The 21,830-nt window shown below is 47.1% G+C and carries 21 protein-coding genes; 12 read left to right on the forward strand and 9 right to left on the reverse strand.

All coding sequences use genetic code 11. The features are described from left to right. Nucleotides 1–24 precede the first annotated feature (24 nt). The 4 genes from N179_RS11965 to N179_RS11980 all read right to left on the reverse strand — a co-directional run bounded on the left by N179_RS11965 (nucleotide 25) and on the right by N179_RS11980 (nucleotide 3,460). Complete coding sequence (locus tag N179_RS11965) at nucleotides 25–933, reverse strand: YihY/virulence factor BrkB family protein (protein WP_029340889.1); 909 nt, start codon at nucleotides 931–933, stop codon at nucleotides 25–27. Nucleotides 934–1,019: 86 nt separating this feature from the next. Next, nucleotides 1,020–1,448, reverse strand: coding sequence for an NUDIX hydrolase (locus N179_RS11970; RefSeq protein WP_075642938.1), 429 nt, complete (start codon nucleotides 1,446–1,448; stop codon nucleotides 1,020–1,022). Nucleotides 1,449–1,476: 28 nt separating this feature from the next. Further along, nucleotides 1,477–2,388, reverse strand: a complete 912-nt coding sequence (locus N179_RS11975; protein WP_029340887.1) for a guanosine-inosine kinase — start codon at nucleotides 2,386–2,388, stop codon at nucleotides 1,477–1,479. Nucleotides 2,389–2,566: 178 nt separating this feature from the next. Further along, the gene (locus tag N179_RS11980) at nucleotides 2,567–3,460 is read right to left on the reverse strand and encodes a 1,4-dihydroxy-2-naphthoate polyprenyltransferase (protein WP_035398777.1); all 894 of its coding nucleotides are present in this window, start codon (nucleotides 3,458–3,460) and stop codon (nucleotides 2,567–2,569) included. A 159-nt stretch (nucleotides 3,461–3,619) separates the two neighbouring features. Here N179_RS11980 and N179_RS11985 point away from each other — a divergent pair, with 159 nt between their 5' ends. The 6 genes from N179_RS11985 (at nucleotide 3,620) to menC (ending at nucleotide 10,767) form a co-directional block, all read left to right on the forward strand. Next, a complete protein-coding gene (locus N179_RS11985) occupies nucleotides 3,620–5,005 on the forward strand; it encodes an isochorismate synthase (RefSeq protein WP_035398779.1) in 1,386 nt (461 codons plus the stop codon). After that, nucleotides 4,995–6,638 (forward strand): 2-succinyl-5-enolpyruvyl-6-hydroxy-3-cyclohexene-1-carboxylic-acid synthase, encoded by a 1,644-nt coding sequence (menD, locus tag N179_RS11990; protein ID WP_083639944.1) that lies wholly within the window; start codon nucleotides 4,995–4,997, stop codon nucleotides 6,636–6,638. Before N179_RS11985 ends, menD begins: the two co-directional genes overlap by 11 nt. Further along, nucleotides 6,635–7,411, forward strand: a complete 777-nt coding sequence (menH, locus tag N179_RS11995; protein ID WP_075642940.1) for a 2-succinyl-6-hydroxy-2,4-cyclohexadiene-1-carboxylate synthase — start codon at nucleotides 6,635–6,637, stop codon at nucleotides 7,409–7,411. Before menD ends, menH begins: the two co-directional genes overlap by 4 nt. An 18-nt stretch (nucleotides 7,412–7,429) precedes the next feature. Then, entirely contained in the window at nucleotides 7,430–8,254 is an 825-nt protein-coding gene (gene menB / locus N179_RS12000) for a 1,4-dihydroxy-2-naphthoyl-CoA synthase (RefSeq protein WP_023469886.1), read from the forward strand. A gap of 63 nt (nucleotides 8,255–8,317) precedes the next feature. After that, nucleotides 8,318–9,700 (forward strand): o-succinylbenzoate--CoA ligase, encoded by a 1,383-nt coding sequence (gene menE, locus N179_RS12005; RefSeq protein WP_244150236.1) that lies wholly within the window; start codon nucleotides 8,318–8,320, stop codon nucleotides 9,698–9,700. After that, nucleotides 9,697–10,767 (forward strand): o-succinylbenzoate synthase, encoded by a 1,071-nt coding sequence (gene menC, locus N179_RS12010; protein ID WP_075642942.1) that lies wholly within the window; start codon nucleotides 9,697–9,699, stop codon nucleotides 10,765–10,767. The genes menE and menC overlap by 4 nt, the downstream gene beginning before the upstream one ends. Nucleotides 10,768–10,845: 78 nt before the next feature. Here the strand turns inward: menC and map are convergent, their stop codons facing one another. The 5 genes from map to N179_RS12035 all read right to left on the reverse strand — a co-directional run bounded on the left by map (nucleotide 10,846) and on the right by N179_RS12035 (nucleotide 16,003). Next, a complete protein-coding gene (gene map / locus N179_RS12015; RefSeq protein WP_023467279.1) occupies nucleotides 10,846–11,607 on the reverse strand; it encodes a type I methionyl aminopeptidase in 762 nt (253 codons plus the stop codon). Nucleotides 11,608–11,620: 13 nt separating this feature from the next. After that, nucleotides 11,621–12,811 carry an EAL-associated domain-containing protein gene (locus N179_RS12020; protein ID WP_023467278.1) on the reverse strand — a complete coding sequence of 397 codons (1,191 nt, stop codon included), beginning with the start codon at nucleotides 12,809–12,811 and terminating at the stop codon, nucleotides 11,621–11,623. Nucleotides 12,812–12,883: 72 nt separating this feature from the next. Beyond that, a complete protein-coding gene (locus N179_RS12025) occupies nucleotides 12,884–13,150 on the reverse strand; it encodes a hypothetical protein (RefSeq protein ID WP_023467277.1) in 267 nt (88 codons plus the stop codon). A gap of 106 nt (nucleotides 13,151–13,256) precedes the next feature. After that, on the reverse strand, nucleotides 13,257–14,816 hold the full coding sequence (cshA, locus tag N179_RS12030) for a degradosome RNA helicase CshA (protein ID WP_035398788.1): 1,560 nt from the start codon (nucleotides 14,814–14,816) through the stop codon (nucleotides 13,257–13,259). Between the two features lie 332 nt (nucleotides 14,817–15,148). Then, nucleotides 15,149–16,003: a CvfB family protein gene (locus N179_RS12035; RefSeq protein ID WP_023467275.1), complete on the reverse strand. Its 855-nt coding sequence runs from the start codon at nucleotides 16,001–16,003 to the stop codon at nucleotides 15,149–15,151. Between the two features lie 233 nt (nucleotides 16,004–16,236). On the opposite strand from N179_RS12035, the gene N179_RS17060 reads away from it, so the two are divergent. From N179_RS17060 to N179_RS12060, 6 genes are all read left to right on the forward strand, one after another. Further along, on the forward strand, nucleotides 16,237–16,404 hold the full coding sequence (locus N179_RS17060; protein WP_023467274.1) for a hypothetical protein: 168 nt from the start codon (nucleotides 16,237–16,239) through the stop codon (nucleotides 16,402–16,404). A gap of 125 nt (nucleotides 16,405–16,529) precedes the next feature. After that, complete coding sequence (locus N179_RS12040) at nucleotides 16,530–16,835, forward strand: hypothetical protein (protein ID WP_075642943.1); 306 nt, start codon at nucleotides 16,530–16,532, stop codon at nucleotides 16,833–16,835. Between the two features lie 38 nt (nucleotides 16,836–16,873). Next, complete coding sequence (locus N179_RS12045) at nucleotides 16,874–17,131, forward strand: hypothetical protein (protein ID WP_023467272.1); 258 nt, start codon at nucleotides 16,874–16,876, stop codon at nucleotides 17,129–17,131. Nucleotides 17,132–17,209: 78 nt separating this feature from the next. Beyond that, entirely contained in the window at nucleotides 17,210–17,908 is a 699-nt protein-coding gene (locus tag N179_RS12050) for a lysophospholipid acyltransferase family protein (RefSeq protein ID WP_023467271.1), read from the forward strand. Nucleotide 17,909: 1 nt separating this feature from the next. After that, a complete protein-coding gene (locus N179_RS12055) occupies nucleotides 17,910–19,811 on the forward strand; it encodes an ABC-F family ATP-binding cassette domain-containing protein (protein ID WP_055966670.1) in 1,902 nt (633 codons plus the stop codon). A 171-nt stretch (nucleotides 19,812–19,982) separates the two neighbouring features. Further along, nucleotides 19,983–21,824: a GGDEF domain-containing protein gene (locus N179_RS12060; protein ID WP_023467269.1), complete on the forward strand. Its 1,842-nt coding sequence runs from the start codon at nucleotides 19,983–19,985 to the stop codon at nucleotides 21,822–21,824. Nucleotides 21,825–21,830: the final 6 nt, after the last annotated feature.

Consider the following 21,830-nt stretch of genomic DNA (forward strand, 5'->3'; position numbering starts at 1 on the left):
TGGCAGTCAGGCTTTTTTGTACCTTCATCCGAACGTATTCGTCGGAATGGCATCAAGTTCGGCTTGTTCCTTCAAGCGCTTTTCTTCCATTTTCTTCGGATCCGCTTTTTTCATGAACCGTTCCCATGACGCGTTCAATTCAGAACCGAGTAAGATGATCAGCCCTGTGAAGTAGAGCCATAATAACAAGATGACGACACTACCGAGCGAACCATACGTTTGATTGTAATTCGAGAAGTTCGAGACGTAAAATCCGAATCCAACCGATAATAATTGCCAGACGATGACACCAAAAACGGCTCCTGGAATTGCTTCTTTGAATGTAATCGGACGCTTTGGTGCGACGCGGTAAAAAATCGACAGGATACCGATCAATAGAATCGTCGACACGACATATCGTAAGACCGTCAGTAGGATTTTTTGCCCCATATCGATCGGCAACACGAAGTTGGCAAGATACGTGATGATCGGACCACCGAGCACATTCAAGACGATCAGCAACAACATCCCGACTCCGAGCACAATCGTGAGCAATAAGGCAATCCCACGCGCTGCGACGAAACCACGGGGCGAGAAGTCACCATAGGCATGGTTTGCTGTCGTGATCAAACGATCGACCCCTTTGGAAGCAGACCAGACAGCAAGAATCGCACCAATCGATAACAGACCACCTTGTGGTTCCTTGATGGCTTGGAAAATCGTATCCGTGAATGTGTTGACGGCTCCACCTGGCGCTAAGTCGCGAATTTGTGACTCGAGTGTCTGACGATCGATGTCAAAGAATGATAAGACGGAAATGACGAAAATGATTCCTGGGAAAATGGATAAAAACCAGTAATAAGCGAGTGTCCCTGCATAATCCGTGATGTTATGATCGGACATTCGTTGCTTTAAGTTCAGGGCAAGCCCTTTTGGATCGCGTGAATGCGCCATCGTCATCTCTCCTTCATGAAAAAGAGGCAGTCAACGACCACCTCATTGTTTTAATATACTTTTCCCATTTTATTTCAACTAAAACCTCATTCGTTTTCAGAAAGGATCAATTCATAGAATGGTTCTGTCATTTCTGCCAGCTGTTTGGCAAGTGACGGTGGACGAACCGGTAACGAAGGTAGCTCCGAACGCTTGATCCAGACCGGTGTATAACCCGATCCTTCCTCTTCGAATTCTTCACCCGTACCCGTGCCAAACCGACCACCAATTGTTTTCGCCCAAAAATAAGGATTATCAAATCCATTAAAACGGACGATGGCGGCAATACCGGTCAACTCCACGTCGATTCCAAGTTCTTCATGTGCTTCACGAATCGCTGTTTCTTCTAGCGATTCTCCATCATCTTTCCCACCGCCTGGAAAGACATAATACGTTTCGTTCAGTTTATCCCGACGAATCAACGCAACTTCATCTTGTTCGTTTCGTAAAATGATTGCACTTCGTTGAATCGGCATGACGCCACCTCCCTTTTATCATTTCTACTTATTGAAGAGCATCCAGCATTTCAGGAACGAGTCCATTCTCTGTCGAAGCGATGACTTCTGCTGCAACCTTCATACCAAGCTTCAATGCCTCTTCTGCTGACTTTTCTTGTGTCAATTCAGACAAGACAGCAGAGAAGAATGAGTCGCCTGCTCCCGTCGAGTCGACGACTTTTACTTTTTTCGTTCCGACATGACCTGATGTCGCTGTACGACGATCAACGTAGACCGCCCCGAGTTCACTCATCGTCACGACCGTGAACGGAGCACCCTTTTTCGCTAGCTCATTCGCTACATGAATCGCATCTTCAACAGTCACGATCGACAGATCAGACAGAATTTCCGCCTCTTCTCGGCTACAAATGAATCCAGTGAACCCTTGTAGCAGATGACGATTTCGTTCGATGACGCTCAAGTGACCACAAACACCAAACAATGGCAACTCCATTTTACGACATAGATGAATCAAACGTTCTAAAACCGTAACGGACAAATCAAGATCGATTGCAACGGCATCGACTCCATCGAGTGCATAGATTGATTGACGTAAAATCGCCTCTTCGAGCAACTTGGCATCTGGTTGTTTTGAGATCGATGTTTGCAAATCGCCTTCATTATCCATGACAGCTAGCCACATGCCCATTCCATGATCTTCTAACATTTCGACGTGATCCACATTTGCACCGTAAGATTTCAGCTCATCGAGCACTCCCACGCCAATCTGATCATTCGTAACCGTCGAGATAAAGCGAACTTCATTCCCGAGGACGGCTAGATTTTGTGCTACGTTGCGTCCTGTTCCTCCATTTGAAAACGTGATGTCTCCTACGTTTTTCGCATCCTTATGCAAAGGAGCGAACGAAGTTCCTTTTATGTCGACGAATACTTTTCCGATTACCGCGATTTTATTCATTTCAGTTCCACCTCTAACCATATTTCCTGATTTCCGACCTTGTTTGATCTTTCAGGCACATTGCTTCAATTATAGTAAAATTTTAAATCAGTGACAACCGAAGTAGTTTTTTTCTAACTGTTTGCTATCTTCACGTTAAAAAAGCAGCAAGCGGATCGCCTGCTGCTTTGATTAAAGATTAGATATTCGCGATCACGAGACTGATTGCGAGTAAGAGTCCGAAAATCGTGTTCACTTTACCGGTCTGTGCCATGCCAGGCATCAGCTTTTCCGGTGGTAAGTCTTCCCAGAAGAGACGTACTGCTTTGATCATGAGCGGAATACTCAATAACGCGAGTAACGCAAACCATGAAACGTCAAATGCGAGTACAGCAATAATGAGAGACAGGATAGCTGCCGCAAAAAATCCGATCAAGACGTACACGGCACGGCGATGTCCGACGAGACAGGCAATCGTTTTTCGTCCGTTGACCTTATCATTATCCAAGTCCCGAATGTTATTCGCAAGTAGGATTGAACCAATCAAGATGGCGACTGGTACCGAAATCGCAACGGCTTCTGTCGGAACATAACCAATTTGCAAGTACGCCGAAATCGCGATGATAATATACCCCATGAAAAAGCCTGCAACGACCTCTCCAAGTGGTGTATAGGCGATTGGTAACGGTCCTCCTGTATAGATATATCCGACGAACATCGAAATGAGTCCTACGACAAGTAACCACCACGATGTCTCGATGCACAGATACACACCGAGTAATGCCGAAATGCCGTACAATGTAAGTGCGAACGCTAGAATCGTCCCCGGCTTGAATCCGTCACGAACGATCGATCCACCGATTCCGACCGACTCCTCCGTATCTAAACCACGTTTGTAATCGTAGTATTCATTGAACAGATTCGTTGCGATTTGAATCAACATCGATGCGATCAACATCGCCACGAACAAATCCAAGCGTATCGATTCCACGCGTGGTGCGACAACTGCCGTACCGACGACGACCGGAACAAAACTTGCTGTTAATGTATGCGGTCGTGTCATTCGCCAATAGACAGCGATTGATTTATTCATATAATAACCCCTTTCCTGTCTAAGTGTATCGGGTTTCGTTTTTTGCTGTCAATGTTCAATCCGAGATAGCTTATTCCTTCTTTTTTGTCCGCAAAAAGTTTACACTTAGATTAAGTGAAACATATCACAGTATCTATAGACTAGGGGGCAATGAGCGGTATGGCTTACGCTCAACAAGAGCTAAAACAGTGTATCGAACAGGCCGTCAGTCAGGCGAACGCCTCACAACGACCTATACTCGCTTCGTATTCATGGGAAATCGAAGCAACTGACATGCGTTCCCTCGAACAGGGTATCGAGGAACGATTTTATTTCGCGACACCTGATCGCTCGATGCGGGCCATCGGGTTTGGCATCGTACAACAACTTCAGGCTTCAGGAACGGATCGTTTTTTACGAATTCAATCGCAATGGGCAAACTTGAATCGCGATCATGTCGGTCATGATTTATTTGCGTTCAGCGGATTTTCGTTTACCGAACTTAAACAACCGGATTATCGTTGGTCTTCCTTCGGAGACGCTTCGATGACGATTCCGAAGTTTTTATTTCTAGAACAAGATGGCAAGACACGTGTGACGATTTTTGCTCGCGTCGAGCCAATGGATCAAGTCGATTCTATCTTAAATGAACTCGCACTCGATTTCGCCAAAGTCAATCAACCGCAACCATCGACTGCCGCAGGCGTCACGCGCTTACGACTATCGCGAGATGGGAATGAAGCCTTTGAAGCTTCGTTCCATCAAGCGATGCACTACTTGGAGACGACACTTGAAAAAATCGTCCTGGCGCGCGAAGTCGTCTATGAGCTGGATCGTCCACTCGACGTAGCCGCTGTCGTCGCTGAACTCGAAGATACGCAGCCCGGCAGCTACGTCTTCTGTTTCCAACCAAATCCGGAAGAAGCCTTTATCGGCGCTACACCGGAACGACTCGTCTTAAAACGTGGACGTTGTCTTGAAACGGCAGCCGTCGCTGGTTCTGCACCACGCCACGCAACGGATGAGATGGACGAAGCACTCGGTCAATCGTTATTACAAGATCAAAAGAACCGGGTAGAGCACGGAATCGTCGCGGATTCGATCGAACGGACATTATCTGTATTTTCAGAGGAACTGGATTGTCCGGATACGCCGATTCTCTTGAAGAATCGCCATATTCAACATCTTTATACACCAATCACAGCTCATTTAAAAGAAGATGTGACGTTATTCCAATTAATCGAAAAACTGCATCCGACACCTGCACTTGGGGGCGAACCTAAGCAGTTAGCAGTCGATGCCATCCAAGAAATCGAAACGTTCGAACGAGGATGGTACGGTTCACCTGTTGGTTGGATGAACGGACAGGATGACGGGGAATTCATCGTTGCCATTCGATCTGGATTGTTTACAGAACGGGCGGTCATTCTTTACGCCGGTTGCGGTCTCGTCGAAGGCTCTCATCTCGATAGTGAACTGGCAGAGACGGAAACTAAACTATCACCGATGGTACAAGCACTTGGACACGTCGGTTCGATTGAAAAGGATGATATTTATGTTGACTAAGTGGATGCACACGTTAATTGATACGCTCGTCGCTTCTGGTGTCCGGGACTTCGTTATCAGTCCCGGTTCCCGTTCGACACCACTTGCCATTGCTGCTTTTCTGCATCCTTCTAGCCGTACCCACGTCCTTGTTGACGAACGGTCGGCTAGTTTTTTTGCTTTAGGTCTAACACGGACGGAAGAACGCGTTCGTCCCGTTGCGTTGATTTGTACAAGCGGTACCGCTGCGACGAACTATTATTCAGCAGTGACCGAAGCGAATATTTTTGAACTTCCGCTGATCGTCTTGACCGCCGATCGACCACATGAATTACGGAATGTCGGTGCGCCACAAGCTATTGATCAGGTTGGTCTGTACGGGAAGCAGGTTCGGCATGCGTTTGATCTTCCGTTAGCAGAAGAAGCGAGCCTTCCTTACGTCGCTCATGTTGCACAACGCGCAACCCTACTCTCTCTAACGGAACCAGCTGGTCCGGTTCAAATCAATGTTCCGTTACGTGAACCACTCGTGCCGGAACTCGATCTCTTACGGACAGGACGCCCGGTCGGTGTTTTACCTGAACCGACACCGGGCGTAAACGACGCTTTAGCGACCGCACTTCAAGAAGAGCGTCTTCTTTTTGTACTTGGACCACAACTTACTGCGGCGGACAGTCAGGTTGTCATCTCGTATGCGAAACAAGCAGGGATTCCGGTATTGGCGGATCCACTCAGTCAAGGACGACAATCGCATGATGCTCACGTTTTTGCCTATTACGATACATGGCTCAAACATCCCGCTACCGCTCAGCACGTCCGACCAGACCGAATCATTCGTTTCGGTGCCATGCCGACGTCAAAACCTTATCTGCTTTGGTCTCGGGAGATTCCGACGACGGTCGTCGGTCATCCAGGAAACTGGCGCGATCCACAGCTTCATTCGGATTTCGTAATTGGTCACGTGCGACAACTCGCGCATCATGAATCTGCTCCGCACGATCCTGCGTATCTGACACTGTTGCAACAGGCGGAGCGACGCGTCGCCGCTGCTTTTGCGACAATCGATCAAGAGGAGATGACGGAATATAACGTCGTCCGTGCATTGGCGACGTTACAGGACGGAAGTCTCTTTGTTTCGAACAGTATGCCTATCCGGGATGTCGATACGTTCCTACCGACAGGAACATCCCTTCGTCTACTCGCGAACCGAGGAGCGAACGGAATTGACGGCATTCTCTCAAGCGCTCTAGGAGCAACGTTTGATGCCACACATCGCTACTTACTCGTCGGTGACTTGGCGTTCATTCATGATATCAACGGTCTGATGACAGCACGGACGCTTCCGTTAACGATCATTCTCGTCAACAATGCAGGTGGTGGCATTTTTAGCTTTTTACCGCAACAACGACTTGAGCAAGAGGTATTCGAACCACTCTTCGGTACACCGCAGCATCTCGACTTCGCTTCTCTCGCTTCCGGATACGGTGTAACCTATCAGGCGATCGATTCCATTGCCGCGTTACGTCAAGCACTTGCGGAAGAGACGAACGTCACTCGGATTCTTGAAGTCAAGACGACACGAACAGAAAACGTACAGATGCACCGTTCGATCTGGGACGTGACGAATCATGCGTTAGCCGAGGTGTTCCAATGATTTTGCGTGGGCATACGTATCATGTGAAAATCGAGGGATCGGGTCCACCGCTCCTATTGCTTCATGGTTTTACAGGCTCCCTCTCGACGTGGGACATGCTAAGTGAGCATTTATCGACTCACTTCACCGTCTATCGCCTCGATTTGATGGGACATGGAAAAACGACACCGGCGTCTGAGCAACGAATGCGTTTGACGCAACAGGTCAAGGATCTCGAGGCACTGCTCGCTATGCGATCCGAGCCATGGATCGTCCTCGGATACTCGATGGGTGGACGAATCGCTTTAATGCTGAGCGTCGTCTCTGAGCAAATCGCTCGGACGATCGCTGTTAGTACGACACCGGGTATCGAGACGGCAATCGAGCGAAAAGTACGTCGTACATCGGATCGATTGCTTGCGGAGCGACTCGAAAAAGGCGGACTCGAAGCTTTCATCGATCACTGGGAGACACTTGGACTATTTAAACCCCAAGCCCTTCTCCCGGAATCGCAACGCACGCGACTGCGTCAGGAGCGTCTTTCCCAAACGGTTGAAGGTTTAAGTGCTTCGTTACGTACACAAGGTACAGGAAGCATGCCATCCCTATGGTCATGCCTTCCGAAAGAGATTGATTGGATCGTCGGGGCAGAGGATGAAAAATTCCGTGCCATCGCTTCACGAGCGGCATCACCTGAAAAAATTCACGTGATTTTGCACGCTTCGCACGCCCCACATATCGACCAACCGCAAAAGTTTGTTACAATGGTAGAGAATCTACTTATTCATCACTAACATATTGGGGGAATTCACATGAAATATGCTCCGGAATGGGTATCAGCCCGCAGCTATGAAGACATCAAATATGAACAATGGAACGGGATCGCGAAAATCACGATCAACCGTCCTGAAGTTCGCAATGCGTTCCGACCACACACGGTCCACGAACTCATCGACGCATTTTCACGTGCACGTGACGATCAAAATGTCGGCGTCATCATCTTAACAGGTGAAGGCGATCTCGCATTCTGTTCTGGCGGAGATCAAAAGGTACGTGGACATGGTGGATATGTCGGTGACGATGAAATTCCACGCTTGAACGTTCTTGATCTTCAACGTTTGATTCGTGTCATCCCAAAACCAGTTATCGCTATGGTCGCAGGTTATGCGATTGGCGGCGGACACGTCCTTCACCTCGTGTGTGACTTGACGATCGCTGCAGACAACGCCCGCTTCGGACAAACTGGTCCAAAAGTTGGTTCATTCGATGCTGGATATGGCTCTGGTTACCTCGCACGCGTTGTTGGACACAAGAAAGCGCGTGAAATCTGGTACCTCTGCCGTCAATATGACGCACAGCAAGCACTGGATATGGGACTCGTCAACACGGTCGTCCCACTCGCAGATCTCGAGCAAGAAACGATTCAATGGTGTGCTGAAATCCTTCAACATTCACCAACGGCTCTTCGTTTCCTCAAAGCGGCATTCAATGCTGATTCAGATGGTCTTGCAGGGATTCAGCAACTCGCAGGAGATGCAACGTTGTTGTACTACACAACGGACGAAGCAAAAGAAGGACGCGATGCGTTCAAAGAAAAACGCAACCCGGACTTCGGACAGTTCCCGCGTTTCCCATAATGAAAAAAAGGTTCAATCGTCTTACGACATTGAACCTTTTTCGTATATTCATCTCAAAAGGAAGTGACTATTTTGTATCCTTGGATCTATACACGGGCAAAAGAACAGCCGGATGACATCGCACTCATTACGGAAACAGAGCGTTGGTCGTGGTCCGAACTATATGCACGCGCGCATCGCTTAGCGAGTACTTGGGCAACGATCGTGACACGCGGAGACCGGATTGCTCTTTACGGTCCATCGAGTGCGCGCTACATCGTCGCACTTCACGCTGCTCAGTTGCTCGAACTGACCGTCGTCCCGATCAACACGCGTTTAACGCAAACGGAAGTATTACGTCAATTCAAGCAGGCAGATGTACGGCTCATCGTGACGGACCGGACACTTGATACAAGGATCCCGTGCGTGGCTTTCTCTTATGAAAAAGAAGCACCTGACCTATTAATACGCCATATGCCCAAGCAATACGTCCAATCGATGCTCTTTACGAGTGGTACGACCGGACATCCGAAAGCCGTCGAACAAACGATGTTGAATCATTTTTCGAGTGCGACGAACGCCGCGCGTCATATCGGATCACTGCCAGAGGATCGTTTTTTGATCGTCACACCGCTGTTCCATATGAGTGGATTAGCTGTCGTCTATCGGGCAGTCATCTATGGAGTACCGATCATTCTTGAGCCACATTTTTCACCAGAACGCGCCTTGCACTGGATTACGACAGAAAAGATCACCCACGTCTCACTCGTCTCGGTCATGCTTGATCGACTGCTCGAAGCCGGGCTACGTCGCCACGCGCTTCGCGTCGTACTGACAGGAGGCGGTCCTGTACCATTACCGATTCTGACGCGTGCACTCGACCGCAATATCCCGGTCATGCAGACATACGGGATGACGGAAACGGCTTCTCAAATCGCAACCCTCTTACCTGAGGACGCCTTACGAAAGATTGGATCGGCCGGACAAGCGATTCATCCGACACAAATTCGCATTACACGTCATCAAGAAATCGAAGTCAAAGGTCCGACGATCATGAAAGGCTATTTTCATGAGGAAGAGAAAACGGCAGACGCGTTTACGGCAGACGGTTTTTTCAAGACTGGTGACTTAGGACGCTTGGACGCCGATGGATACCTCTACGTCCTCGATCGTCGAAGCGACCTCATCATCTCAGGTGGAGAAAACATTTATCCGGCTGAAGTCGAATCAGCACTTCTCTCGATTGATGGGATTCAAGAAGCAGGTGTCGTCGGACGATTTGATGCTAAATGGGGACAGGTTCCGGTCGCCTTCATCGTCAGCACACTCGATGAAGTCACCGTCCGAACGGAAATCAGTCAATTGCTCGCTAAATATAAATGTCCGGTTGAATATATCTATCATAGCGCGCTGCCACGCAATGCGAACGGTAAACTATTGCGGAAGCAACTGAAGGAGTCATTATGAGTATCACTCTCCGGTCTGCCGAACTATTCGATGTTCCGCTCGTCTTTCGTCGTCCGATGCAAACCGCCCTTTCGACGCTGACAGTACGTCGGACGACGATTTTGCGTCTGACTGATTCGGAAGGACGAGTGGGTTACGGGGAAGGTGTCGCGTTTGATACACCGTGGTATACATCGGAAACGCAGCACTCTCTTCAAGGAATCGCTCCGCTGCTGTATCGGTTACTTGAACAACCGCTCCATCATCCAGCAGACGTTACGGATCGTTTCCGCATCGTCCAAGGTAATCCGATGGCAAAGGCGATGTTCGAAGGAGCGATCTATGAATTATTCGCAGCAGCTACCGGTCAATCGCTCGCCACGTATCTCGGAGGTGATGAATCATCTCTCGTACCTTGTGGGAAAGCACTCGGACGGGCTTCTGCAGCACAGACCGTCGAAGCCGTCGGACAAGCGATCGCTTCCGGATATGGACGGATCAAGCTGAAGCTCGCTCCAACGGATACCGTCGTTCTTGAGCAAGTACGTGCCGTTTTCCCTGATGCGCCCTTGATGTTTGACGCTAACGGCAGCTTCACTGAAGCAGACTTCCCTCTTTTACAACAGTGGGATTCATTCGGTCTCGTTATGATGGAACAGCCGCTCGCAGCGTCGGAATGGTCCGGACATCAACGTCTCGCTAGACTCTTACAGACACCGATTTGTCTGGATGAATCCATCGTCGCTCCAGTGGATGCCGAATTGATGCAAGCGCTCCACGCCGGTCAGATTCTAAACATCAAGCCGGCACGCGTCGGTGGACTGACGAACGCTTTGTCCCTTCGAACAAAAGCACCCTACTGGCTCGGTGGGATGTTCGAGAGCGGTATCGGGCGTCGTCAGACCCTTGCTTTTGCAACACTGCCTGGACTCGCTTATCCGATCGATATGACAAGTACTGCCGATTATTTCGAAGAAGATTTGCTTGAGACCCCGTATCATGTCGAACACGGACACATTCGTTATTCCGCTCCAGCCGTATCCGAGTCACAGTTAAACAAATTGGCAACATCCCGGATATCCTTATAATAGGAGTACTACAACAAAAAAGAGGCAATGGATTGACTTCCATTGTCTCTTTTTCGTATTTTACTATATAAGCTTTTCTTAGAACGATTCTTTGCCTTCGACTTTCGTCAAAATCTCATACCCGTCTTTTAAGACGACGACCGTGTGCTCGAATTGTGAGACGAGACTCCGGTTCGGTGTGTATAACGTCCAACCGTCCCGCTCATCTTCGATACAGAACTCATCTCCTGTTGAAATAAACGTCTCGACAGCGATGACTTGCCCTTCCTTCAACAAATCATTCTCTTCACGATTGAAGTAGTTCGAGATGGATTCTGGCTCACCATGGAGTGTCTTACCGAGACCATGTCCCGCTAAGTTACGGATGACCGTGAAACCGCTCTTACGTGTTTCGGCATAGATTGCTTTTCCGATCTGGTTGACCTTCGTTCCGGCTTTGACTTTTTCAAGTCCTTTCTCAAGCGCCGTCAATGACACTTCAACGAGTCGGACATCTTCCGGACGTTTTGCTTCTCCTGCGATGACCGTCTTCCCTGTGTCCGAGTAGTAACCGTTCTTCACAGCCGAGACATCGACATTGACGATATCACCTTCTTGAATGACATACTTCCCTGGGATACCGTGTGCTGCGATATCGTTGACACTGATACATGTCGCTCCTGGGAAATCGTACATGACGATTGGAGCAGACTCTGCTCCCTGTTCCTTCAGGATGCGTGCTCCGATGTCATCGAGTTCCTTTGTCGTGATTCCCGGTTTGACGGCATCCGCCATCTCATCGCGTGCCATGGCGACGATTCGTCCAATTTCTCGTAATGCCTCGTAATCATAATCTAACACTTTCATTTCCTCCTCATTCACTCAATCGTTCTTGATATAGATAATCTGCAGAGATATCCGCAAATAAGAACATCCCATTACTGAGCGGCATACTAAATGTCCGCGTTTGTTCACTCGAGCTGAAGTCGACGTACCGTTCGGATAAATATCCACTATGTCGTCGTTCCATCGCTACCGTCGTCCGGATGAAGTAAGGACGGAAACTCCAGTTGTACCCTTTGTAGAAGGAATACAGCTTCCACTCCCCACTCTTTTTACTGACGTTTGAAGATTGTTGGAATCCATTCGCATCCGTGATATAAAACCGTATGAATTCCGGCTCCATCTTCCGGGCGAGCGTCAGCAACCATTGATCGAGATCTTGCTCCGGCTTCAAGGACTGACAATCTTCATTAAATCGAACCGTCCAGTCTTGCTCTAGCTGAAACAAGCGATTCATCTGCTCGCGATCATATTTATAAAACATCGGGACTTCATGGATCAACACTTCCATACCAGGACAGGTCATGACCCATTCAGGTGATGCTTCTCCAAGTAGATTCCCCATGTAGTAACGTCCTCCGTGTTGCCACGCATACCGAAGTTGACCGAGATGACTGATATTCTTATACAAAAGTGGCGCTCCAAGCTGGTCGCAAAGATGCTCCATCGTCTGTAAGAGATGTGGATACGACGCTGAGACGGTCTTTTTTTCAATCATGGAGGATAAATCGACGATCAACATATCCGGCGACATCGAAAAGACACGTTCAAGACTCGTTGCTTCCGCACGGTCCAGCGCTACCTTCAGTCCAGAGTTCTGGTAATACGCGACGATCCGACCCAGACGGTCAAAATCATCGACTTGGACATCCGTCAAAGTAACGTACATCCGCTCTTTTGGAAACGACGAGTCGACCGTCCGTAAGACATGCAAGAAGTCCTCCCCACCGTTTTCAAACAGCCAAGCTGGACGACAACGGATCAGAATAAACGCTTGTGCATCGGAGGGTACTTTTTGGAATGCTTGACGGACGACATGCCCCATGACTTCGAGTTGATACTCGATTGGAACATCATCTTCCTGAAAAAATGGTTTTAACGGTTCTCCACGAAAATGGGACTGGATTTCATACCCTTCCACCTTAAAAGGGGCAGCGCCTACGATCGGTTGAAACCATGCCTCTATCTCTTCGGGATGAACGATGACATCTAATGCATCCATTCTATTCCCCCTTTGTACTCTTGTTCTATCTTAACAAAAAAAGAGCCTCTCTGTAACGAGAGAGCCCCTGTTTTACGATAACGTCGTATCTTTCCGCAATGCGATATACAAGTACACACCGAATGTCGCCGTCAAGTAGATGATACTCAGGACACCGTATTGGATTCCGACGGCTCCTCCCTTACCGATGGCTAGCACAAGAAAGATGATGCCGCCAAATAATAAGGTCGCCAACGGAATATAACGAAAATGTCCTTTTGTCGTCCGCTCACAAATCTTTTTCGTCGCGACGATCAGTGCAACGAGACAGACGGATGCTGCTACATAAATGGTATACACGAATGATTCAGCCCTCTCCCTATCGTTCATGGCTCATTTTATCATGACCGCTCAGATAAATCATAAAAAAGAACCGACTTGTCTGTGACAAATCGGTTCGAATCGTTTACTTTTCAAAACGTGGTTTACGTCCACCACGGTTACGATCGCTTTCGCTACGGTTGCTACGTCCAGCATAACCGCCTTCACGACGATCTGATGAAGAAGATGAACGACCACCTTCACGACGCTCGCCACCGCGTGGGTTGTTTCCACGGTATCCGCCACTGCGGTTGCCGCTTCCACTTCCACCTTTGTTTCCGTAAGGACGACGGTTTCCACCACCGTTGCTACCGAAACGTTTCACGCGGATTGGTTCGATTGAAGAGATTTGGACTGGTGTTGCATCCGGCTCTTTCGTCAATCCTTTAAGTGCTGCTGAAAGAAGTTCCACTGCTTCGTACTCTTCTAAGAGTTCTTGTGCAAGTGTCGTATATTCTTTTGAGTCTTTTGCTTCAACGCGTTTGATGAGTTCTTGTGCAGCAAGCTTCAAGTTGCCTTCTAAGATTTCATCAAGTGTTGGTGCATGACGACGTGACATTTTTTTGTTCGTGACACGTTCGATTGTTTTGATTTGACCGAATTCACGTGGTGTAACGAATGTGACAGCCGATCCTGTTTTACCAGCACGACCCGTACGACCGATCCGGTGAACATAGCTCTCTGGATCTTGTGGGACGTCGAAGTTGTAGACGTGTGTGACACCAGAGATGTCAAGACCACGTGCTGCAACGTCTGTCGCGACGAGGATATCAATCGTTCCTTTTTTGAAACGACGGATGACTTGGTCACGTTTTGCTTGTGTTAAGTCACCGTGTAAACCGTCAGCTGTGTATCCACGTTGGATCAAACCTTCAGTCATTTCGTCAACACGTTTTTTCGTACGACCGAAGATGATTGAGAGTTCCGGAGAATCCGTGTCGATCAAACGGCAAAGAACGTCGAATTTTTGGCTTTCTTTCAATTCGATGAATGACTGGTCGATGTTTTCAACTGTCATTTCTTTTGCTTTGACTTTGATGTGTGTCGGAGTCGTCATGAAACGATCTGCGATTTTACGAATTTGTGGTGGCATCGTTGCTGAGAATAAGAGTGTTTGACGTGTTTCAGGAAGTGCACCGAGGATTTTCTCGATGTCTTCGACGAATCCCATGTTCAACATCTCATCTGCTTCGTCAAGGATGACCGTTTGAACGTGATCGAGGTTCAACGTCTTACGGTTCATGTGGTCCATCAAACGTCCTGGTGTCGCAACGACGATTTGTGGATTTTTGCGAAGTGCGCGGATTTGACGATCGATTTGCTGACCGCCGTAAACAGGAAGTGCATGAACGCGTTTTACTTCACCGATCCGGTTCAATTCTTCTGCTACTTGGATTGCGAGCTCACGTGTTGGAGCAAGAATCAACGCTTGGATGTTGCGTGATTTTGCGTCAAGACGCTCGATTGTTGGGATACCGAATGCTGCAGTTTTACCAGTACCTGTTTGTGCTTGACCAATTAAGTCAACGCCGCTGAGTCCGACTGGAATTGTTTCTGCTTGGATTGGTGTTGCTTCTTCGAAGCCCATTTTTAGGACACCTTTGATAAGTGCCTCACTAAGATTTAATTCACGAAATGTTGTCAATGCTAAATACTCTCCTTTGTCATATGAAAAGCGTCTGCCACTAAACAGACGCTACCGTAACGAATACAATCGACTACCTATTATAACAGAATCTATCACATAAAGATAGAGTGGTTTCTCTTATAATAATGTTTAGGGAAGTCACCATCATAATCGTTGCCATAAGGGCGAGGGAAAGGCGAAGTGCCCGGACCGTGCGATGTACGTCATCGCGTGCCCCCACTAGTGATGGGGTATATTCAGTAAATGGTCGCCGGTAATCAAACCAGCCGCAACCACCAAAATGATGAATTCCTTACTATCTATTCGAAACGCAGGCTTACTCGGTCCGATTATTTCGTCAACCGAATACCCGTTTCATTTTTTTCTATTTTTTTATCTTTCAACAGGCGACCGAGCGCTCGTTTGAATGCTGCCTTGCTGAGACCGAATACTTCATCGATCGTCTCGGGAGCTGTCTTATCACCATACGGCATCTGACCATCATGTTCAAGTAGATGGTTCAGAATCAACTCCGCGTCTGTATCAATGGCTTCAAAGGCACGTGGTCGTGCTGAAAGTAATACTGTACCATCTGGTTTTACATTTGTCACTCGTAATTTCAAGACTTCTCCAAGACGCGGCCAACGTTCCATCTCACGTTCATGCAAGAATCCGATCGATTGATCGTTGACCCAGACGTTAACGCCTGGTTCACGTTGTGAGAAGACGAGACCTTCGACGTCCATGTTGTTCCACTCCTCTGGAGCTGGCTTCGCACGTAAGTTGAAGTATGCATAAGGTGCAGGGTCTCCGAGTAACCGAAGCTTCTGATCATGTTTCAGACGAATGAAGAGTTGATCGCCTTCTTCTGGCCAGAACATCCGGCGCTGCGGCAAATCGTCGAGTGAGACGAGAACGTCTTTTTGAATACCGATGTTCGCGAACACTCCTGTGTTATAGCGTGTTCCATTAATCGTCGTCTTGACATAGTCTTCAAATGAAGCTTCTGGAATCGTCATCGATGATGCTAGACGCCCTTCATTATCTTGATACAAGAAGACTTCTACCTCTTCATCGAGGGCTACTTTCCGTGTTTGTTCATTGTTATGCAACAACACGTCTTCATTTCCATCTGTCAGAAACACTCCGAACTCTGCTTCGCGTTCTACTTTTAATGTGACAACCTGTCCTGCGCGTAATCCCATTTCGGGTCATCTCCTCTCTGTATTTGAATCGATTCCAGTTCTTGTGAATCGTTCTGCTGTTCTTTCCCTACCATACTATACTCTTTTTCCATTCATCTCTGATATCGACACAATGGTGACAGTTGTGACATATTTGTGAACGGAACACATTTGCGTGATTTTTTTGAAAAAAAGATATATGATTAAATAACAGGAAAAAGAAGGTTTAGTTTAGGTAAATATGGGGGATAAAAATGTTTCATAACATTCAATCGCGTTCGTTCGCACGACGCTTCACGAAAACATTGGTTTTTGCATTTTTTGCGTTCCTTGCTACGATTGGAATTGTCTTCGCAGAAGGATCGAACAGTACGGATATGACACCGAAGACACCAGCGCTTCAGCAAATCGATCGCCCTTAAAATCTACACCTTCCGTGTGGATTTTTTATTTTTTCCGGACATTTACAGGACGATAAAGGAAAATTGCGTTTGACCTCGAATTAAATGAACATGCCATCATTTTAATTTTTGAGGAGGAAACGGACGTGCTCTTCTACTTATTTACGACGATTACGGGTCTCATCACTACATACTTAAGTTTTGTTACCGGTTATTATACGAGTTCGATCGGTGTGTTCGTCTTTACACTAGCGATTTGTCTGTCACTATCATCGATCCGCCAGTTGATCCGTACGTCCTATCTGACTTACATTGAATACATTCAACACCGTCGTGTCAAAAAACAGTACGAACGGATGAAGAAACGAGAACAATCTTATCAAATCGGCTATCCTCATCGAGATCCGAGTACACCACTTGCATTCTCCGCGACAGACCAGCATGATAAGTAAAGAACACGATTTCATCACCTAGGAGGAACAGATTCATTATGAACGAAATCCCTTTATCAAACGGTTGGACACTTCGCTACTCTCCTGTCATCGATTTATGGTTGAAGGAAGATGGCGTACTGCTCGTAGATCACGAAGATAAGGTCCGCTTGACTCTCATTTTGGATGAGGAAACGATGGAAATCAAACAGATCGACAATACGAACGCCACGTTCTCTGTTGATCCGACGACACGTCGCCTCACCTTTGAACTTGGAGAAAGCGAAGAGGAATCTGAGCCTCGTTACTGGGAATAATCACGCAGACTGGGTGCGACGCCCGGTCTTTTTTTGTACAATAACATCAGCAATGAAAAAAGGAGCTGTCACTTCACCATGATCCGTACTGTCATTTGGTTCATTTATTTTGGACTTGTCTTACCCTGTACCTTACCGTTTTTACCAAGCGCAAAACGTCGAACGCATCTCGCGCGCTATGCATTCGTTCAGCGTGTAGCGAGCGTCTGGGCAAACTCTCTTCTCCGACTCGCTGGCGTTCGTGTCAACGTGACGGGTCGTGAGCATATCCCGGCAAACGAACCCGTCGTCTTCATCTCGAATCACCAAGGGAACTTCGATGTTCCGATTCTACTTGGAACAATCGATAAACCGAAAGCATTCATCTCAAAAATCGAAGTGAATAAAATTCCAATCGTCAATGTTTGGATGAATCTGATGGGATGTGTCATGATCGATCGAAAAGATCGACGCCAATCGCTGAAAGCGATTCGTTCTGGTGTCGACACGATCAAGGACGGACAATCGATGATCATCTTCCCGGAAGGAACACGCTCTAAAGGCGGTCCAATGGCGGAGTTCAAAGCGGGAAGCTTCACACTCGCGACATCAAGTGGTGCTCGTGTCGTACCCGTCGCAATTTCGGGGAGCTATCGCGTTATGGAGGAAACGGGTAAAATTCGCCCTGCCACGGTCGACGTTACGATTTTACCGTCGATTGATCCGAGTACGATGACACAGAAAGAACTCGTCCAGACAGTCGAACAGCAAATCAAACAGATTGTAGAAGGTGTCTAATATGTTAATGAAAGCAGAAAATCTCAAAAAAGAATTTGCCGATAAAATCGTCTTCGAAGATGTGACATTCTCCGTCTCACCTGGCGACCGGATTGGTATCATCGGCGTCAATGGTACCGGTAAGTCGACTCTCCTGCATATCTTGGCAGGTAAAGAGACGGCAGACGCTGGTACGATGCATCACCCGAATGATTATCGGATCCGCTTGCTATCGCAAACGACCGATTATCCGGAAGACCAAACGGTCATGGAAGTACTATTGTCTGGTGATACACCAACGATTAACGCCTTACGTCACTATGAAACGGCGCGTCTAGCACTCGAACAAGATCCGACGAGTGAAACGTTACTCAATCGCTTCATCATTGCTCAGACAGAAGTCGATGCTGCGCAAGCTTGGGACACGGAATCACGCTTAAAGATGATTTTAAACAAACTCGGTATCCTCGACTTGAACGCGTTGATCGGCTCGCTTTCCGGAGGACAACGCAAACGTGTCGGACTCGCTGAAGCTTTACTCGATGAAGCCGATCTTCTCCTGCTCGATGAGCCGACGAACGAACTGGATGCCGAAACGATCAGCTGGCTTGAAACTCAAATCAAGGAATACCGTGGTGCGATTCTACTGATCACCCACGATCGCTATTTCTTGAATCGTGTGACGAATCATATGATGGAGATCGCGAACGGTACAGCTTATTTCTATGTCGGAAACTATGAATCATTTCTTGAAAAACGTGCCGAACGTCGTGAACGGACAGCTTCTATGGAAGAAAAACGTCAAAACATCCTCCGTCGCGAACTCGCCTGGTTGCGTCGCGGAGCAAAGGCGCGGACGACGAAACAAAAAGCTCGGATCCAGCGCGTGGATGCTTTACAAGACCTCTCGTACGAGGAAGAAGAATCAACACTCGAAGTACAGGTCGGTTCGACCCGTCTTGGTAAAAAAGTCATCGAAGCGCATGACGTCTCCCATCGATTTGGTGAACGGACCCTTTTTGAATCGTTTAACGCTCTGATTGGACGGAAAGAACGGTATGGCATCGTAGGGCGAAACGGGAGTGGAAAATCAACACTTCTTTCAATACTTGCGCAACGCTTAGAACCAACAACCGGTGAAATCATTCACGGCGAAACGGTGAAGATCGGCTTTTATGGGCAATTTGCCGAGTTCACGCATCCCGAACGCCGTGTCATCGATGAGGTCGAACGGATCGCAAAAGTCATCACGACACTCGCTGGTGAGGAGATCACGGCAAGTCAGATGCTCGAACAGTTTCTCTTTAAACCGGAAGCCCAATATAAACAAATCGGTAAGCTGTCCGGCGGCGAAAAACGACGTCTGAAATTGTTGACGATTTTGATGGAAGAACCAAACGTCCTCTTCCTTGATGAGCCGACGAACGACTTGGATACTGAGACGTTATCCGTCCTCGAAGATTATTTAGAATCATTCCCAGGCACCGTCATCACGGTCAGCCACGATCGCTACTTCCTCGACCGGGTCGTCAATCGCTTGATTGCATTTGAAGACGGGAATGTCGTCTTTTATTATGGACAATATACAGACTATCTTGAGCAAATGACAGCACCCGTTCCATCAATCGTTGTTGAAAAGACGGTTGAGGTTGCTACAGCACCAAAGATAGAGACGCCAAAAAAACTAAGTTATCAGGAACAACAAGATTGGGCAATCATTGAACAACAAATCGAAGAAAGTGAGACAGAACTGGAGCAATTAGAAGCCGAACTTGCTTCGGCAGGAAGCGATCTTGGTAAAGTCAATGAACTGTATCAAGCCATTGAAAAAACGAAAGCGATGCTTGATGAACGGATGGAGTATTGGACGTACCTTTCTGAAAAAATCGAGGCATTTGAAAACTATCGTCAATCTAATCAATAATTTCGATAAGCGGAGTTCTTCCTTAAAGAAGAACCCCGCTTTTTTCATGAAATGGGAATCACCTCTTATTTTCATTTTAAATCTGAAAATAAATGTGAATTCAAACTAAATATCGGGTAATGTTATAGCATATTTCGTTTTTATGGAAGGCTTGCGAAAGGAGGAGTTCCGGTGAAACGGATCGTTCAAAACATCTACCCTACCGTCGCATTCTACTTAGTTGTCACGTACACCCTGCTCTGGCTATTACCACAAGATCGCTCGTTACAACTTTCAGCGATCATTAGTCTAGTCGGTTCTTTCGTCATTTTCCTACTTAGTCAATCGAAGGCTTTCAAACAATCTTCCATTCCATATAAATGGTTATCGGTCGCCTTTTTCTCGTATTTTCTAGGCGATTTCCTCAATATGATTGGTCGTCTTTTTCAATGGAACGCTGTTAACCTGAACGTCTTACTGGATTTGCCTTACACGGTTCATTTAACGATGATAGTCATCTTCTTATTTCGGCAGTTGGATTTGACTTTGTTTCAAAAACAAAAATTATTGATTCTTGATTCTTTAACATTGTTCACTGTATCGATGATTGCTGGATACATCGCTATTTTCCGCTTTGTCCCCTCTTATACGCGAACGGTGCTCGAGCAAATCAGTTGGACCTTCTATGCCTTCTTGACGATTCTGTTGACGCTGTTCTTTTTCTTACTTTATGCTTCTGGACTAAAGCGAAACGTATCGAGATTAGGATTCCTCTTTCTGGTACTCGGAACGTTCGTGCTCGGTATGACGAACTTTATTTTTTATACGTTGTTATTGAACGGTGAACCGCGAATAGCTGGTTTATTGCTTCCGCTATACCCACTCAGCGGACTCTTCATCCTTGCCTTCATGAATACTCGCGCTCTTCCCATCAGTCATGAACAACAAGCAACTCTTATTCGGGTCGAAACACTTACGCGTTCCTTGATGTCGTACATCTTATTATCTGTACTGATTCTCTATATTACATTCTTCCCTGTCTCCCAAACCTTTTTCTCACTTTCCGTCGGCATTACGTTTTTATTATTTTTAACACGACAGCTTTTTTCATATCAGGAAAATCTGCGGTTGTTACAGGAAACAACAGCATTGCAAACGAATCTAGAAGACATCGTCCATCAAAAGACAGCACTCTTACAGTTACGTGAAAAAGAACTAACGTCGCTTTTTCTATCTTATCCAGAAGTTGTTCTTGAAATCGATGCTACGTATCAGATTCGATCTGTCAATCCAGCTGCTGTCGAAGCTGGATGGAGCGATTTACCGCTCGGACCGAGCCAACGGCTACAACTCGATCGACTCATTCCATTGCTTCAACAAGCGCAGCTGATTTATCCCTCTCATTTGCTACATGTACCGGCCACGGAGGAACATCCGGAAATCTTTTTGAATACGACAATCATCGATATCCCGGATCAACAACGCTATTTCGTCATCTTGGCGGATATCACGGAAGATTATCAACAGGAAGTATGGCTAGAACGTATGGGGTACCATGATTCGCTCACGCATTTGCCAAACCGACGTTACTTCGAGGAACAACTTTATCTAACTCTGCCGACGTTAGAATACGGCTCCTTACTATTCATTGATTTAGACGGTTTCAAACAAATCAATGACACTTATGGGCATGATGTTGGTGACCTCGTGTTACAAGAGACGGCGAGCCGCCTTCAATCGATGACGACGTCAACTGATCTCGTTGCACGTCTTGGAGGAGATGAGTTCTTGATCTTCATTCAGGCATCTGCTTCGGAAACACGTCAGTTTGCCGAACACGTTCTCGAAGTTCTAAATCATCCGTTCTATATTCAGACACATACGCTTCAAGTCACACCATCAATCGGAATTTCCTTATACCCTGAAGATGGTAAAAGCTCAGAACAATTATTGATTCGAGCAGATGAAGCCATGTACCATATTAAGAAGACCGAAAAAAACAATTTTTTGTTCGCTACTCAAATTAAACGTTAGGAGGGA

Origin of the sequence: Exiguobacterium indicum HHS 31, assembly GCF_001939065.1 — a bacterium.
Classification (GTDB): domain Bacteria; phylum Bacillota; class Bacilli; order Exiguobacteriales; family Exiguobacteriaceae; genus Exiguobacterium_A; species Exiguobacterium_A indicum.